The sequence below is a fragment of the Coprococcus sp. AF38-1 genome, from assembly GCF_003603945.1.
GTDB lineage: Bacteria > Bacillota > Clostridia > Lachnospirales > Lachnospiraceae > Coprococcus > Coprococcus aceti.
This window is the reverse complement of the sequence record NZ_QVGO01000001.1, coordinates 271,598-285,048: the sequence shown is the minus strand read 5'-3', so window position 1 is coordinate 285,048 and position 13,451 is coordinate 271,598. Positions and strand designations below refer to the sequence as shown.

At 42.3% G+C, this 13,451-nt stretch carries 23 protein-coding genes; all 23 read right to left on the bottom strand.

All coding sequences use genetic code 11. From position 1 onward, the window contains the following. Positions 1 to 38 precede the first annotated feature (38 nt). On the bottom strand, positions 39 to 314 hold the full coding sequence (locus tag DW025_RS01430; protein WP_119998382.1) for a hypothetical protein: 276 nt from the start codon (positions 312 to 314) through the stop codon (positions 39 to 41). Between the two features lie 28 nt (positions 315 to 342). Continuing rightward, complete coding sequence (locus DW025_RS01425) at positions 343 to 870, bottom strand: hypothetical protein (protein ID WP_119998380.1); 528 nt, start codon at positions 868 to 870, stop codon at positions 343 to 345. Further along, a complete protein-coding gene (locus DW025_RS01420) occupies positions 867 to 1,127 on the bottom strand; it encodes a hypothetical protein (RefSeq protein WP_119998379.1) in 261 nt (86 codons plus the stop codon). The genes DW025_RS01425 and DW025_RS01420 overlap by 4 nt, the downstream gene beginning before the upstream one ends. A 143-nt stretch (positions 1,128 to 1,270) precedes the next feature. Beyond that, complete coding sequence (locus tag DW025_RS01415) at positions 1,271 to 1,741, bottom strand: hypothetical protein (protein WP_119998377.1); 471 nt, start codon at positions 1,739 to 1,741, stop codon at positions 1,271 to 1,273. Continuing rightward, positions 1,734 to 1,928: a hypothetical protein gene (locus tag DW025_RS01410; RefSeq protein WP_119998375.1), complete on the bottom strand. Its 195-nt coding sequence runs from the start codon at positions 1,926 to 1,928 to the stop codon at positions 1,734 to 1,736. The genes DW025_RS01415 and DW025_RS01410 overlap by 8 nt, the downstream gene beginning before the upstream one ends. Positions 1,929 to 2,057: 129 nt before the next feature. Continuing rightward, complete coding sequence (locus tag DW025_RS01405; RefSeq protein ID WP_119998373.1) at positions 2,058 to 2,423, bottom strand: hypothetical protein; 366 nt, start codon at positions 2,421 to 2,423, stop codon at positions 2,058 to 2,060. Next, positions 2,420 to 2,911 (bottom strand): RNase H family protein, encoded by a 492-nt coding sequence (locus DW025_RS01400; RefSeq protein WP_119998371.1) that lies wholly within the window; start codon positions 2,909 to 2,911, stop codon positions 2,420 to 2,422. Before DW025_RS01400 ends, DW025_RS01405 begins: the two co-directional genes overlap by 4 nt. Then, positions 2,908 to 3,063 carry a hypothetical protein gene (locus DW025_RS14730; protein WP_165854723.1) on the bottom strand — a complete coding sequence of 52 codons (156 nt, stop codon included), beginning with the start codon at positions 3,061 to 3,063 and terminating at the stop codon, positions 2,908 to 2,910. The genes DW025_RS01400 and DW025_RS14730 overlap by 4 nt, the downstream gene beginning before the upstream one ends. A 924-nt stretch (positions 3,064 to 3,987) precedes the next feature. Further along, entirely contained in the window at positions 3,988 to 4,161 is a 174-nt protein-coding gene (locus tag DW025_RS14725) for a hypothetical protein (RefSeq protein WP_165854722.1), read from the bottom strand. Between the two features lie 44 nt (positions 4,162 to 4,205). Then, complete coding sequence (locus DW025_RS01385; protein ID WP_119998365.1) at positions 4,206 to 4,910, bottom strand: metallophosphoesterase family protein; 705 nt, start codon at positions 4,908 to 4,910, stop codon at positions 4,206 to 4,208. A 19-nt stretch (positions 4,911 to 4,929) separates the two neighbouring features. After that, entirely contained in the window at positions 4,930 to 5,373 is a 444-nt protein-coding gene (locus tag DW025_RS01380) for a hypothetical protein (protein ID WP_119998363.1), read from the bottom strand. A 12-nt stretch (positions 5,374 to 5,385) separates the two neighbouring features. Beyond that, on the bottom strand, positions 5,386 to 5,727 hold the full coding sequence (locus tag DW025_RS01375; RefSeq protein WP_119998361.1) for a hypothetical protein: 342 nt from the start codon (positions 5,725 to 5,727) through the stop codon (positions 5,386 to 5,388). Beyond that, positions 5,714 to 6,217 (bottom strand): hypothetical protein, encoded by a 504-nt coding sequence (locus tag DW025_RS01370; RefSeq protein ID WP_119998359.1) that lies wholly within the window; start codon positions 6,215 to 6,217, stop codon positions 5,714 to 5,716. The genes DW025_RS01375 and DW025_RS01370 overlap by 14 nt, the downstream gene beginning before the upstream one ends. 15 nt (positions 6,218 to 6,232) lie before the next feature. Then, a complete protein-coding gene (locus DW025_RS01365) occupies positions 6,233 to 6,712 on the bottom strand; it encodes a hypothetical protein (RefSeq protein WP_119998357.1) in 480 nt (159 codons plus the stop codon). A gap of 84 nt (positions 6,713 to 6,796) precedes the next feature. Then, a complete protein-coding gene (locus DW025_RS01360; RefSeq protein ID WP_119998355.1) occupies positions 6,797 to 7,129 on the bottom strand; it encodes a hypothetical protein in 333 nt (110 codons plus the stop codon). Positions 7,130 to 7,162: 33 nt separating this feature from the next. Continuing rightward, positions 7,163 to 7,381, bottom strand: coding sequence for a Lar family restriction alleviation protein (locus tag DW025_RS01355; protein ID WP_119998353.1), 219 nt, complete (start codon positions 7,379 to 7,381; stop codon positions 7,163 to 7,165). 13 nt (positions 7,382 to 7,394) lie between these two features. Next, complete coding sequence (locus DW025_RS01350) at positions 7,395 to 7,742, bottom strand: hypothetical protein (protein WP_119998352.1); 348 nt, start codon at positions 7,740 to 7,742, stop codon at positions 7,395 to 7,397. Between the two features lie 47 nt (positions 7,743 to 7,789). Then, positions 7,790 to 8,023, bottom strand: a complete 234-nt coding sequence (locus tag DW025_RS01345) for a hypothetical protein (RefSeq protein WP_119998350.1) — start codon at positions 8,021 to 8,023, stop codon at positions 7,790 to 7,792. Between the two features lie 245 nt (positions 8,024 to 8,268). After that, positions 8,269 to 9,168, bottom strand: coding sequence for a ParB/RepB/Spo0J family partition protein (locus DW025_RS01340; protein WP_119998348.1), 900 nt, complete (start codon positions 9,166 to 9,168; stop codon positions 8,269 to 8,271). 25 nt (positions 9,169 to 9,193) lie between these two features. After that, positions 9,194 to 9,970 (bottom strand): ParA family protein, encoded by a 777-nt coding sequence (locus tag DW025_RS01335; protein WP_119998346.1) that lies wholly within the window; start codon positions 9,968 to 9,970, stop codon positions 9,194 to 9,196. Positions 9,971 to 10,055: 85 nt separating this feature from the next. After that, positions 10,056 to 11,855, bottom strand: a complete 1,800-nt coding sequence (locus tag DW025_RS01330; protein ID WP_119998344.1) for a DUF4942 domain-containing protein — start codon at positions 11,853 to 11,855, stop codon at positions 10,056 to 10,058. Between the two features lie 12 nt (positions 11,856 to 11,867). Then, positions 11,868 to 12,263: a DUF3846 domain-containing protein gene (locus DW025_RS01325; RefSeq protein ID WP_119998342.1), complete on the bottom strand. Its 396-nt coding sequence runs from the start codon at positions 12,261 to 12,263 to the stop codon at positions 11,868 to 11,870. Positions 12,264 to 12,453: 190 nt separating this feature from the next. Next, entirely contained in the window at positions 12,454 to 13,449 is a 996-nt protein-coding gene (locus tag DW025_RS01320; protein WP_119998340.1) for a HipA domain-containing protein, read from the bottom strand. Positions 13,450 to 13,451: the final 2 nt, after the last annotated feature.

Here is a 13,451-nt window from a genome sequence, read left to right as displayed (position 1 = left end):
GCAGTTTCTTTGCTATTTCCCTTAGACATTGCACCATACTATTCTTCAACTATTTCTTTTTCATCATCTTTGGCAACAATTTTATATTTAACTCTCCGCACATCTATTGATTCGGAATTGCCAATGTAAAAAGAATCAAAGACAGTTAAGTCAATCACAATTCTTTCACCAACATAGTTTTCGTCCACGCACATATAAATATGGTCTGTGAAACGATGCTCTCTATCACCATATCTGAATGTAAACATCTCTCCGTCTTTGAGTTCTGAAAATGAAATGTACGCCGAAGGTGGAAAATTCTTATGTTCGCTCATCGTGTTACACCTCTGTATCAAGGACAAATTAGTTGTCGAAGACGTGTTCTTCGCAGTAATCACGCCATTCCTTCTTCATGTCAGCGATAGCTTGTTTGTAGTCTTCTCCGTTCAGGATTCGCTCCAACGCCTTCTTTCCGGCAGCAGCTCTCGCATTATTGCTGGAAGAATAAGCGTAGCTCTCAGCTTTCATGTAAGCATTTGCTCTTGGGTACTTCCGCACCAGTTCTTCCAGACTTGCTTCCGGCTTCTTCGGTGCTTTTCCCTCTGCATCATCTTCGATGAAACGGCGGTAAGCAATATAGTATTCCTTCCATGCAATCGAGGCATCTTCCAGCTCCTGCAATCCTTCGATTGCATTCATTTTTTTAAGACGCTCCAGATGCTTTTGTTCTTCGATTGCCTTCTGTTCTTCAATGTAGGCAATGATTTCATCTCTATGTTCTTTGATGTATGCCTTGTCATCTTCGTGTTTCAGGATTTCTCTCCTTACGCAAAGGTTTTTGTTCGGGTTTGCTCTGATAGTGTACTTCTCCACAATTTCCGGAATAGTCATATAAGCTCCTTATCAGTTTTGGATTCCAGTTCTTTCATCAACAGCAAGATAAGAGCGTTGATTTCATCGGCAGTTAGCCAGTATATTTCACCGCTATATCCACCCTTTTTCAGCACCTTATCAGCCAGCGTGTCTATGTGTGCTTGCAGAAAGTATTCCCTCAATGAAAAGCGGTTGTCCCACGCTTTCTGCACAATCTTTTGCATTTGCTGATTGTGTTCTGCCATGAAACATATCTGCATTTTTCGTTGCATCATCTTTACACCTCTTTCTCACATTTTCTATTATACAGTATCTACTGTAAGATATATTGCAGTTTGTTTTGCTAACCTGTAAACCTTTTGTAAAGGCTGAAAAACACAAAAATCAGCCTATACCGCAGTACAGACTGACTTCTGTTTTACGCTTCCTTGATTCCATTCTTGATTTTGACAAGCATCGAAAGGCGAGCAAGGAAATCTTCATTGTTTGGCACTACAAGGAAACGGCACAAGAAATTTGACAGTTTCAAAGTATGCAGTGTGTTCGTTTTATCATCAACAAAAATGCAGTTCTTCGGCTCTTCATGTACCATTTCCCGTAACAACTTGTGAGACAGTTCTTCCGGAACTGCACTGCTGCCACCAGCAGAGAACAGAAAGATAATCTCTGCCATGAGTTTTGCTGCCTGCATTGTTATCGCCACAGAGCTGGTTTCCTTCATACCGTAGTTGAATCTTGCAACGCAGATAGCTTCGGGATTGCCTGTCAGAGAGATGTACACGCTTGCACTGTGTGCTTCCTGCTTGGCATATGTCTCAGCGATTGAATTGCCGTTGATGTACCGGACAACTTTATTGCTTTCTGCAACGATACGATTCACATTAGTCATTGTTTTTCCCCTTTCTTCGCTCGTAAAGCTCTGCCTTATACACGATTTCCTCAGCCGTATAATTGTCAAATACGGAGTGAATATCGCCGTCTTCTCCGGTGTCGAATGCGTCAGCAAATCTGCTGTCAAAGCAGCCGTCTTTCAGCCACTGCACCAGTTCGATACTGGTCATTGGAGTATTCTTCACTTTTTGTCCCTCTTTTCTCGTTTGTCTGCCAAAATCAGCTCCACAATCAAATTCGCAAAGAACACGAATACAATGATGCCGATTACCAGCAGAACAGCTCCGGCTTTACTCATCAGGTACACTTCCTTTTTATTGCGGACAATATACCAGTTTGTTTTCTTTTTTATTCCAGTACCAGTTTTCGCATTCTGCCGGAAAGCCTTTCTCATAGTGTGCATAAGCATACTGCTCTATGGCAGTATGGATTGCTCTGTCAGGAACAGCGTTCAGAACAGCCATGCGATAACTCTGGGTATTATCCCACACAAAGATTGTCACCTTTTTTATTTCTGCTTTTTGATACGTTACATTTGCTCCTGCAACTTCAAAGTGCCACCGCTTGCAGTCACGGCAGATAGTCAGTTCATTGGTTTCTTTCACATAATAGTGATATTCTTTCGGTAAACTCGCAAAAGCGAGCTGAAAGCGTTTCTTTTTCACTATCTGATTTTTCATGCCAAGTCCTTTTCTTCTGGAGAACTTGCATTGAACTCTGCTACTCGCAGGAGCTTCTTTGCAATTTCATAGTCCTGCTCCCAGACGCTCTTCTGAATCGGCTGCACGTCCATAACACCAAGCAAAGCCAGTAATTTCTTCCAGAGGTCTGCTTCTGCGACAGGTCTGCCTTGTTCCGTTTCCCAGCCATTGTTCTGCCACTGCTGATACCGTTTCTGAATCAACACATTTCTGACATATCCGCAATTGATGTACAAAGAGACCTTTGAACCGGATTCGACTGATTCAGAAAGTGTACGGTTCAGAGCTGCCAGTGTTGCTGTCCGCAGCATTTCTGCCTGATTACCGTCTTCCTTTCCGAATGTAAACGTAGTTATCATTCCGCAACAACCAATTGCTCTGTCCAGCAGATACACGCTGGAGCAGGCTTTTGAAGATGCACAGTTCCAGACGCTTTCTACATAGATGTCATAGTGTCTCTGTGTCATGCAATTGCACACTCCTTTTCCAGCTCCTGAGCAGGCTTCTTTGCCAAAATCTCATCGCAGGAACGCTCACGCTGATACTTCTTGTCCAGTTCTTCCAGCTTGGCAGCAAGCTGTTCCTTTGTGAAATTCATGAAATAATGTTCTTTCGTCATTTGCTATCTTCTCCTTTTAACAACATAATAAAAGCCCTCTGTTTCATCAGAAGGCTGTTGGTGTCCCCAATCGGGCTTTCACCGATACGCTTGCGGTGCATTCACCAAACCGCTTGTTCTACTTAAACTACAGGGACGCAGTAAGGAAACGCTATGGCGAACGCTTCCTCGTTATGAATTGACTGTTGCAAAGCAAACGGAGATACTTTGCAAATGGTGTCTGAGGCAGGATTTGCACCAGCATCATTCGCATTGAAAATAATTTCAACTGCAATGATTTACTCGAACTCAGGCATTGAGGGAGAGACAAAATCAAGGAGATAAAGAAAAACTCTCCCTCGTGATAAGGTATATGGTTTGTTATGACGCTGTTGGTGTCTGAGGCAGGACTTGCACCCACATTCTGTATCGTTTATCACTACATAGCTTCTCTCTGGTGTTGCAAATGGCTTTTGCTCCAGCTACAGTGTTTTACTTAAACTACTCAGACACAAGACGGAGAAATGGATAAACTCCGTCTTGCAAATTTATAATAAGGAGATGATACGCACCACAAAGTCAAATGGGTAAAACATTGTGATACGCTGAGGATTGTTGTGCCAAATCGCAGGAGCGACCTGCTTTTCGGCATATGACAGGCTTTCACTGTCTTGCTGTGATTTCCACACATAAAAATAAGGAGTAAGCCCCATGGTGGGGTTGAAGAAAAATAATATAGGGGTAATGGGAAAAAATAAAAATGTTTCAGTACGCAGTTTTCACCGCAATACCATTGGGAAAAATAGAGGAATGTGTAAGGTAGCGTTCCTTACATTGTCTATTATAGCACAATGGTGTACGAATGTCAAGTGTTTATGCGGTTTTACTCTGTAAATTATCCGTTACAAAAACTGTTGAATCTTGTGGATAACATACAAATACGCATTATTCCCCATTCAATTTCAGCTCTTTGCGAATCACGCCAGTGATGGTCGTGTGCTGGGCTTTTGCCATTTCGCACAGTTTCGCATACTCTTCGTTTGTGAACAGCAGGGACAGTCTTTTTCTGGAAGCAATATACTTCTTCTGTGCCTTTTTCGCTGCTATTGTCTTCGGCATCTGATGATACTCCTTTCGCATAGATTTATCACCTTTTATCTGATTTATTCTGGTAAGCGGATAATGTTGTGATATACCATTGTGTGCTTGTTGTCACTCATAACTATATCATCATGATAATGTCCGCAGAACCATTGCTGATAGGAAAGCTTTTGTTCGATTTTCTGAAAGAAGTCTGACAGCTGGTTTGTTTTATATTGCCAGCCAAATTCCGCATATAAGAAAAACAGCTGTTTCAGAACGTCATTGCAAATCGTGTGTGTCAAAACGTAGTCCACGTTCCAGTTTGCCTGCTCCAGCGTCTGTATCGCATGAGCCATTTCTTCATCTGACGGCATTTCCTCTTTCCACCAAGAAAGTCCTTCTTTGCGGAACACCTTGTCTGTGCTTTCTGCACCGCCCATTGCAAAGAAAGTCTTTCCTTGCAAATTGAAGATTTCTCCACGACAAAGATGAATGACATGAGGCGTGATTTTCTGCACCACACCGCTATTCCACTGCTCTTTCGGATATTTCCGGAGCAGGTCGAAATTCTCGTGGTTTCCATCTATCCAAAGCGTTGTCCACGGCTTATTCTCCAGCCACTCCAACCAATACCTGTCACAAGCATCATCGTTCCACACAACGCCGAAATCTCCGCAGATAATGACATAATCATCTCGTGTTAAGCCTTTTTGTTCCGGAAAACCGATTGTGTTCAGCTTGTGAATGTCGTGTTCTCCATGCGTATCGCCAGTTACAAAAATCATAAGTCACACCTCTCTTATCTTACCATGTGCAAAAGCCATTGCACTTGTCTTTCTTTGGACAATACAGACACTTATGCTTTTTCTGTGTCTGTGTCACTTCTTCCCAAGTCGGGAAAGTATAGTCCTGTATCTTTTCAAAGCTATGTATATCTCGGATAGAAAAATCGTAAGAGCCGTTTTTTCTCCGATAGAGATACGGCTCGCCTTTGATGCGGAACTTATCTCCTTTTTTCATGGAAAATTGCATCAGGTCAAGCATCTTGCAGCCTCGGAATATCCACAGGTGATGTTCTCGCCCTACAAAAGGCTGTCCGTCTTTTTGTACGCCCTCTACCCGAATGTATCGGAACAAATACCCAGAGCCTTGCTTGCGGTCGAACATACCGTATATGGTAGCCCCAAGCCCAACGAAAGCTTCTTCCAGATATTTGCGACTGTAGCCTTGCTTGTAGTTCTTTTTCATAATACAGCGTCCTTATTCTTTGTTCCAAGCGTCTTCAAATTCGCCTTTATGAATCCAATGCACACCTGTTACATAGTTTTCTCTGTCCATACAGCATCTGTTGTATGAGCAGTCTGCACAAGGCGAATATTTTGAATCCGGTGTTGTCGCATGGCAAAGGTCTTTCATCAGCTTTTCAATTTCATCGACAGCTGTTTTCAGCATACCTTGCATCTTCTTCATATCGTCTATTGCTTGAATCGCACTACGCAGGGTTTCCTCATCAGCATCAGTTACATAGCAAACAGCACAATCGGTAGCTGTGGCTTCTTCAAGAATATCCTGCAATGCCTTTCGTGTATCAGTTAGTGTCATGACAGACCAACTCCTTCACCAGTTTCTTTTCTTCCTTTGAAAAAACCGTTAAAGCGAAAATGCTCACAGCAAATAATAACAATGCCGAAGCAATCGCCATATGCCAAACGCTTTTTTCGCCGTCTTCAATCAGCTTCTTCTGAATTGCTGTTGTATCATAATTTTCGTCACTGGTCAAAATCGTTCTTTCACCGTCCGGAGTTTTATCCAACTGACATTGAATCAGAATCGCCTGTTCCGGCTTTTTGGAAAACATCTCTTTTGATACATCAGCCGTTACCGTTTCATCACGGCTTACTTGTACTTCTGCCTGATAGGTGGTTGTGTTTTTTGTTATCCTCTCTACATAGCTGATTCCGGAATCAATATTCGTTCTGGTTTCAGTCACAGTCGTATCGAAAAGTTTATTCATTAAAAGAGGAAACAAGAATGCAATAATAGCTATATTTACCGCAGTCATAATTATCTTAGTGATTATCTTAGTACCCATACTTGTCTTCCTTTCTTAGCAGTTCACCAAATTTTCGTTGATGAACTTCGTGATTTCCGTGTTATCCTGCATACAGGACAAACGCAGTCCAACTGTCGGATTGTTGCGACACTCGCAACTTTTTCCGGCTTTCAAATAGAACCACCAAATTCGTTCTGTTGCTCCCACAGCGTCCTTATAATCATCAACGCTGCAACAGCTGAGTTCATTCATCTGGAGCAGATTGACAGCTCTGTGAAGCACTTCTGTGCCGTTCACCGTTTCTCTCTTGAAAAGGCATCGGTGCAAAACGGTTCTTTTGGACGCTTTGCTGACTACCAGCACCGCATCTTTCCATTCGCCGTTGCTCTTATAAGAGCCTTCATAAACGGCATATGGTGCAGTTTGGGGAATCAATCCGTTTCCCCACAAGACCTCTTTGACCTCATCAGCGTATTTCAGCTGATTCAGCTGAACCTTTCTCTCCAGACGAATCCAGTAATAATTATCAGCCACGTTTCTTCACCTCTGTTTCCACTTCGCACTGTACTTGAAAGCGTACATCATCATTCTTCGGAACTGTCATATCAATACCGCCTTTCAGGAAATGGCGAACGACTGCTGCCGTACTTTTTCAGGGAGTGTGTATGCAAAAGCTTTTGCATAGCCGTCAAACAACTGTATAATTGCAATTGTTTCGCCACATCGGAAGCGAGGGACTTCCTGCTCTCTCCGTCTCCGTGCTGTCAGCATGATTGCTCCTGCTTCGAGGGACAGCTTGCCGTTTTCGCTCATCAGCTCAAATGGAAAGCCATCAATTTTGCACTTCATGCCTACATGAAAATCATACTTTTCGTAGTCCTTGACAGGTGTAGCCATGTCAATCATCAGCTGTGGCATCTGAATAGCTTCCAAAATATTGATTTCTTTCATGTTTCCTCGCTCCTTTATGCAGTAAACCGACTGTTAATTGTCGTATACTCTCTTATTCCATGCTTCATAAGCGTCCTCTTTTGAAGGATATTGTCTTCTGGGCTGGCTCAACCCACATTGAGTACAATAAATCCCGTACCAATGTTTATCCAGCTCTGCACCGCCATAGCTCCCCAGAGTATTGTATTTTCCTTGCTTTAATCTCGCTTTACCACCGCAGCAAGGACAGGGCTTAATGACACTTTTGCTCATGCTAACGCCCCCCTTATGTCACGTTCCAGAATTTCGATTCATCATCATTTTCTTCACTGTATTTTTCATCTATATCATCAATGTTATAGATTTCAACTTTACCCCAAATCATCGTTGTGCAGTCATTCTCGTCAATGATAGCTTCGATGTTGATTTTCTTAAACTTTCCCTCTTCGCCTTCTTCACTGATGCAATAGTGGCTTCCGTCCTTGTACTGCACCCACAGCAAGTCATCTGTTCGCTGTCCGATTTTATTTGCGTATCTGATACCGTCAATGATGTCGGCAACGTCATGCAGAGCTTCTTTTCTGCTTTCCCATATCTCAAAAACCTGTCCACTTTTTGTTTCAAGCACTTTCATTTTAATCTCCTTGACTTTCTCTGACAGATTAACCACTGTCGGTCGGCTTACTTTTCTATTCTGTATTCAAACCCTTGTTTCTTGTATTTCAAAAACAAGCTGTTAGCTTCGTCCTTTTTTACTTCGTATGTATTCTGAACATACTCAACAAACTTTCCTTCTTCCATTGCCGGATAGCAAAGTGAATGCTTTATTTTTATAGCAAACGGATTTTCTTCCATTGTTATTCTTGTGTAGCCGTCTTTGGTCTTAAAATTTCTCTTCATTTCAACGAACGTCATAACCTTACCTCAAAACCTTCTCCGCAGGATTGCTGCTGTCTTTGTGCTTTCTGTAATTATATTATATCATATCTTACAGTAGATATATTGTGCTTTACTTTTCGCAATCGTAAACCTTTTGTAAACATGAAAAAGTGGAGCAATCGCACCGGACTGTTCCACTCTTTTTTGCTTTATGTGCTTTTATCCTACGCATGATACTGTTGCAAGGCAGCATGAATCGTGCGTATTATCCGAAAAGCTTTTTACCGATTCTCAAAGTGCTTGGTCAGAAGCTCTGATACCAGATTGTCCCACTCTTCTTCGGAGTAGTTCACGCTGTACTTTTCTGCAAAGCCACTGTAAAGCTTGTTCTTGACTGGTTTTTTCGGTTGCTCCAGAACCGGAAGAAAATCCTCGTAACTTGTCACTTCCTGCTCCTGTGTGATGCGTTCCATTGCCTTTGCCATAGTACGATTTACTTTCTTTCCAGTCTGCTGAACAAATTCGTATACAGCGTCCTGCTCGTCCGCAGAGAACCCACAGAAGATTTCTGCGGTATCTGTATGAAGCTTGTCTTCGTCAATCATCTTTTTCAGGTCATCGGTCAAGTCCAGAATCTTGATGTAGCGATACAGTGACTTCTTGGAAATTGCAAACTTGTCTGCAATCTCCTGTGCTGTCATGTCAATATCGTTCCGCATTTCCATGTATCGTGCATAGATTTCTGCATACTCTGTCGGCAGCAGTCTGGAACGCTGGATATTGCACTCTGTAACGTATTTGATTGCCTCATCATCTGAAATTTTTCTCACAACGCATGGTACTGTCAGCATTTCCAGCTCCTTGGCAGCGATGTATCTGTGATGTCCGGAGATAATCTGATACTCTGCTCCGACCTTGCGAACGATAAGCGGTGTTACAATGCCGATGTCAGAGGCAGACAGCTTGATTTGAGATACCTTTTCCTCAGAGATTTTGAAAGGCTGTGTTCGCCCTCTCTGGTCTGCAAACGGTACAATATGATTCAGTTCGATGTACTGCACCGTTTCTTTGTCTTTGCCCCATACGTTGGCATATGCCTGCTCCAGAGCTTCCGGAACAGGCGTTTCAATCTCCTGTTCCTTTCTTGCCTGCTTCATTGCATTCAAATTGATTTTACCCATGTTTCGTCTCTCCTTTTCTCTGTGCTTACTCTTCGATGCGATTCAGAATCTCTTCTGATACTCTGGTGAAAGCAATGCCCATACTGCTGTTCTTGTCATCGACACAGCACTTCTGATTCAGAACTGCCGTTTCGCTCTGAGCAGGGCAGAACGGAATCACCGTGTCAAAGGTCAGCTTTTCATATTCTTCACGCACACTGTCCACGATAGAAGAACTTACATTGGTACGGTTGAACTTGTTCAGCAGGATTCCCAGCACACGCAGATTCTTGTTGGTGCTGTTGTTGATAGATGTCACCTTGTTCAGCATCTTTTCCAGTCCGTCAAAGCTAAACACGCCGCATTCTACCGGAATCACGATATAATCGCTGGCGTTCATTGCATTGGAAACGAGCAGGTCAAGCAGTGTTCGGCAGTCAAACAGAATGTAGTCATACTGAGCGTACACATCATTCTGCACAGCACGTTTCAGCACATAGTTGCTGTCGCTGTCATTCGCCATGAAAGTAGTGATGCCTGTCAGCATCGGGGAAGACGGTACATAGTCAACGCCACTCTCACTGTGACGAACAGTGTCTGCATAATCCGTTTCCATGCCTGCGGACAGATTGTAGATTACTTCGGAAATAGTGTACTTACCGTCCTTGATATAGCCCAAAGCACGGCTCGCATTGCCTTGCTGGTCAAGGTCGATTACCAGAACCTTTTTACCTTTCTTTGCAAGTCCTCTTGCAATGTTCAGAGTTGCAGTTGTCTTACCTGCTCCACCTTTTTCAGAGCATACAGAAATAATTTTTGCCATAGTTTTTCTCTCCTTTTGATAGTGTGTCAATTTGACACATTTGCATTTATTCTGTTGGTTATTCGTTATATTTGAGCGTAAAAAATCACGCTACAGTCAATAAAGGGCGGCTCTCAATGGGCGATGCCAGATAGTAGTCTGACTTTGCCATCACTTCATTGTACGCCTTTTCGCCTTGGAAGCTGTCAATAACCGCCTTCTCTTCTACGGTCATGTCCTTGTAGGACTTCTTGCCGTAGGACGGTGGCAACCAACCACGGTTCTGTGCAGCATAGATGTTGAATCGGTCAATCAGCTCCGTACAGGTGAATGTGATATGCACCGTCCCTTTCTTGTAGAATGTCACCTGAAAGAATTTGCAGGCAATATTTTTTGTAATGCCCTGTTCAAAGCTCTTTCTCAGCTCATTTTCCAAATTGACTTCCGCAGTCATATCGCCATCGAAGAAGTTCAGGATTCTTTCAATATCTGTCAGAGTGTTGTATGCTTCGTAAGTACGAGGTTTTCCACTCCAGCTGTCAAAGATGCCATAGCAAGGAAGAATGACTTTTTTTCCGATTTTCCATGCTTTGTTTGTTTTCCAGCCGTCATACAGATGGCGGTTCTTCTGGCATTCCGGATAATATGCGTGTTCCTCAGTCAGACGGTCATACATCTGTCCGATTTCTTCTTCAATGCCCACCTTGATTTTTGTGTTCATTTCCGCAAGCAAAGTGCGAATATTGAACTCTGAAAAATCGTAATTCGCATAGCTGGAAGTCTGTTCTCTGTACTGCTGTTGCAGTGTGCTTGTCAGCTTGCCGACAAACTTCTTGTTGGAAAGCAAAGCCTTCCAGTATTTCAGGCGAACGCTTTTGACGTATTTGTTTACCGTCAAATCGTGGTCTCTTTCGTCTTTCAGCTGAATCAAAGGCTTACTGTATTTCAGTTCGCTTTCATCAAAAGAACTCTCCAGATACGGTTTCATTCCTTTGTACAGGTGAATCAGCTCCAGACCAGATTTCATTTCAACCTTGTATCTGTTGACAATTGCCTGAATGAAGTCGGCAACTTCAATTTCTTTGCTCTCGTCCGGAACAAATTCTTCATAATGCTCCGTCTGAGCCATGCGGTCAAAAATATCCTGCTCTGTTTCTTTTTCGGGAACAGCCACCTTGATAAGGGCTACCTCAACAGCTGTTTTCTTTTCTGCATTGGTAAACTCCTGCTCCAGATACTCAATGGACGCATCGTATTCATTCAACAGGCGAACCAGTTCTTTTCTGGTTGCTGTATACGGATTCCGGACTGTTTCTGCATTGAGCAGGCAGATAACAGAACCACCATGCGTTCTTTGCATCTCCAGAGCTTTCAAAAGGTGTTTATCACCATTGGAGAACGGTGGGTTCATCACGATAAGATTGTACTGCTTGAACGGCTCATAAGTGAGGAAATCATCTCCCACAATGTGAATCCCATCGGCAAAGAATGTCTTCTTTTCTTTTTCAATGGCATTCAGCTGTGCTTCAAGCTCTTCCGGAATCGCAGTATATCCAGTATCTCTGTTATACTGTTTCCACTTCCCAAAGCGATTTTCTGCATTAGGGCAACCGCTGTTCTTGATAGTCTCACCCTGCTGACGGTTCAGGCTGTCTTTTCTTTCCTCGGAGAAATTATACCGAAGCACCTGTCGCAGACTGGCATCTGCTTCGATGCAATCAATGTCCATGTCATGTCTGACACTCTCGGTTGCCAAAGCAATTCCCCGAAGAATATCACCCTTTCCGGCAGATGGTTCAAGGACAGTCTGTACCATGTCCCAGTCAATTCCTGCCAGCATACGTTTTACAAGTGTAGCAGGTGTTGGATAAAATTCATCGTTGTCTATGGTCTGAATCAATCTCATGGCAATATCTCCTTATTTCTTGTTTGTGTATTCGTGTACCAGCTTCTCAATTGCAGTGTAAAGTGTTTTCAGGTCATCATCAGTCATTCCGACTGTTTCAATGCCGTCATCGGTGTATTTGTTCTTGCATACCATAACGTGTCCAACCAACGGCTGACCATGTTCCATGAAACCGTACAGCAAAGATGCAATTCCATTTACCTTGCCACCGTTGAAGATGCCCTCATCATCACACACCAGACAGAAGTCTTCCAGCTTCAATTCTACCAAACCGTGTGCTTCGACAATATCAATCGTGTCGCAGTCCAAATTCTGATAGTAGAAGTCCAGTCCTGCTTCCTTGTCGAACGGCATTTCTACGCCAACCGTTCCGTTTTCTGTCGCTTTCAAAACCAATACCTTATCCATATTCAAACCTCACTTTATGTGTTTGTCATCTGTACCTTACATATATTATTATAGCACAGTAGTGTACAAATGTCAAGCATATACAGCAATTTAATCTGCAAAATATCCGTTATGTAAGTACCGGATTTTTTGTGCAGAATAACAAAAGCACCGCAGTCATTGATTGATAACCACAGTGCCTCTTGTTTTACTATTTTTCTATATCATCGTTTTCGATTGCATTGCCTTTTGTTTCTATGAAATGTTCTTTCGCCACGGCTAAAACTGGCATTAGATATTGTTCCAATTTCATTTCCATAGTCTCAAGATAAAAATGTCCTCTTTCTTTAGAACACACAGCAATACCATTTTGCTTTTCAGGAATACCTTGAACGAAGTCAAAAATTTCTCCCATTTTTTCATCAATGACAGGAATTATTTTTGCAGCCACCTCATAAAATGTTTCGTCTTTAATTTGAATGATGTCTTTTCCGTGTATTTGATGTCCATTGTTTCGATAAATAGATACCGAACTAGCGACACTTTGTTGCAACTTGAAATCATCATTTAAGCATTCTATAATTTTGCAATCTGGAGTTTTATTTGAAAATGAAGCACCGTTATCAAATACTGGAGCAAGGCGATATTCCCCATTTTCATATAAAACGCCCCAATTCCCGTTGTTTCTGTCATTGTTGTTAATCAGCATATCGACAATGAATTGTTCCCAGAAGCGTGTTTGAATATCCGGAATTTCTTTCAGAATAGGATTGTATTTCAAATGCACCATCATATCTTCTAAATCAATGCAGTGAGAAGAAGAAGTAGAAGAAAAAGTCTCTTCTAATTTTTCAGACAGCTCTTTGTTATATATATTTTTCAAAGTCCTTATTTCTCGAAGAGAACCTTCGCTTTTGCAAAAGTCTTTGCAGGCAACAACCAGCTTGTCGTTTCTGATTCCCAAAACCGTGTCATGCGTTTCAATGCCGAGAATTTGATAGATGTTGCTTCCTATATACTCAGAAAGGGGTGCAGTTGTATATGAATCCAACGTCCCCCTCATACCCTTAGTGCTTTTAGGATACTTCACAATCCAATATTCTCCGTTTATAGTGATTCCTTCTTTGTCTCCTGCTTTTCCACCATACGTTCCATTTCTTTCGTTTGGTATATATGGATTTAAGTCCTGAATTACTGTTTTTTTCATAA

Bases quoted from the DNA above. Each gene is read 5' to 3' on its own strand.
- DW025_RS01430 (WP_119998382.1), bottom strand. From the start codon at position 314: ATGAGCGAACATAAGAATTTTCCACCTTCGGCGTACATTTCATTTTCA.
- DW025_RS01425 (WP_119998380.1), bottom strand. From the start codon at position 870: ATGACTATTCCGGAAATTGTGGAGAAGTACACTATCAGAGCAAACCCG.
- DW025_RS01420 (WP_119998379.1), bottom strand. From the start codon at position 1,127: ATGATGCAACGAAAAATGCAGATATGTTTCATGGCAGAACACAATCAG.
- DW025_RS01415 (WP_119998377.1), bottom strand. From the start codon at position 1,741: ATGACTAATGTGAATCGTATCGTTGCAGAAAGCAATAAAGTTGTCCGG.
- DW025_RS01405 (WP_119998373.1), bottom strand. From the start codon at position 2,423: ATGAAAAATCAGATAGTGAAAAAGAAACGCTTTCAGCTCGCTTTTGCG.
- DW025_RS01400 (WP_119998371.1), bottom strand. From the start codon at position 2,911: ATGACACAGAGACACTATGACATCTATGTAGAAAGCGTCTGGAACTGT.
- DW025_RS14730 (WP_165854723.1), bottom strand. From the start codon at position 3,063: ATGACGAAAGAACATTATTTCATGAATTTCACAAAGGAACAGCTTGCT.
- DW025_RS14725 (WP_165854722.1), bottom strand. From the start codon at position 4,161: ATGCCGAAGACAATAGCAGCGAAAAAGGCACAGAAGAAGTATATTGCT.
- DW025_RS01385 (WP_119998365.1), bottom strand. From the start codon at position 4,910: ATGATTTTTGTAACTGGCGATACGCATGGAGAACACGACATTCACAAG.
- DW025_RS01380 (WP_119998363.1), bottom strand. From the start codon at position 5,373: ATGAAAAAGAACTACAAGCAAGGCTACAGTCGCAAATATCTGGAAGAA.
- DW025_RS01375 (WP_119998361.1), bottom strand. From the start codon at position 5,727: ATGACACTAACTGATACACGAAAGGCATTGCAGGATATTCTTGAAGAA.
- DW025_RS01370 (WP_119998359.1), bottom strand. From the start codon at position 6,217: ATGGGTACTAAGATAATCACTAAGATAATTATGACTGCGGTAAATATA.
- DW025_RS01360 (WP_119998355.1), bottom strand. From the start codon at position 7,129: ATGAAAGAAATCAATATTTTGGAAGCTATTCAGATGCCACAGCTGATG.
- DW025_RS01355 (WP_119998353.1), bottom strand. From the start codon at position 7,381: ATGAGCAAAAGTGTCATTAAGCCCTGTCCTTGCTGCGGTGGTAAAGCG.
- DW025_RS01350 (WP_119998352.1), bottom strand. From the start codon at position 7,742: ATGAAAGTGCTTGAAACAAAAAGTGGACAGGTTTTTGAGATATGGGAA.
- DW025_RS01345 (WP_119998350.1), bottom strand. From the start codon at position 8,023: ATGACGTTCGTTGAAATGAAGAGAAATTTTAAGACCAAAGACGGCTAC.
- DW025_RS01340 (WP_119998348.1), bottom strand. From the start codon at position 9,168: ATGGGTAAAATCAATTTGAATGCAATGAAGCAGGCAAGAAAGGAACAG.
- DW025_RS01335 (WP_119998346.1), bottom strand. From the start codon at position 9,970: ATGGCAAAAATTATTTCTGTATGCTCTGAAAAAGGTGGAGCAGGTAAG.
- DW025_RS01330 (WP_119998344.1), bottom strand. From the start codon at position 11,855: ATGAGATTGATTCAGACCATAGACAACGATGAATTTTATCCAACACCT.
- DW025_RS01325 (WP_119998342.1), bottom strand. From the start codon at position 12,263: ATGGATAAGGTATTGGTTTTGAAAGCGACAGAAAACGGAACGGTTGGC.
- DW025_RS01320 (WP_119998340.1), bottom strand. From the start codon at position 13,449: ATGAAAAAAACAGTAATTCAGGACTTAAATCCATATATACCAAACGAA.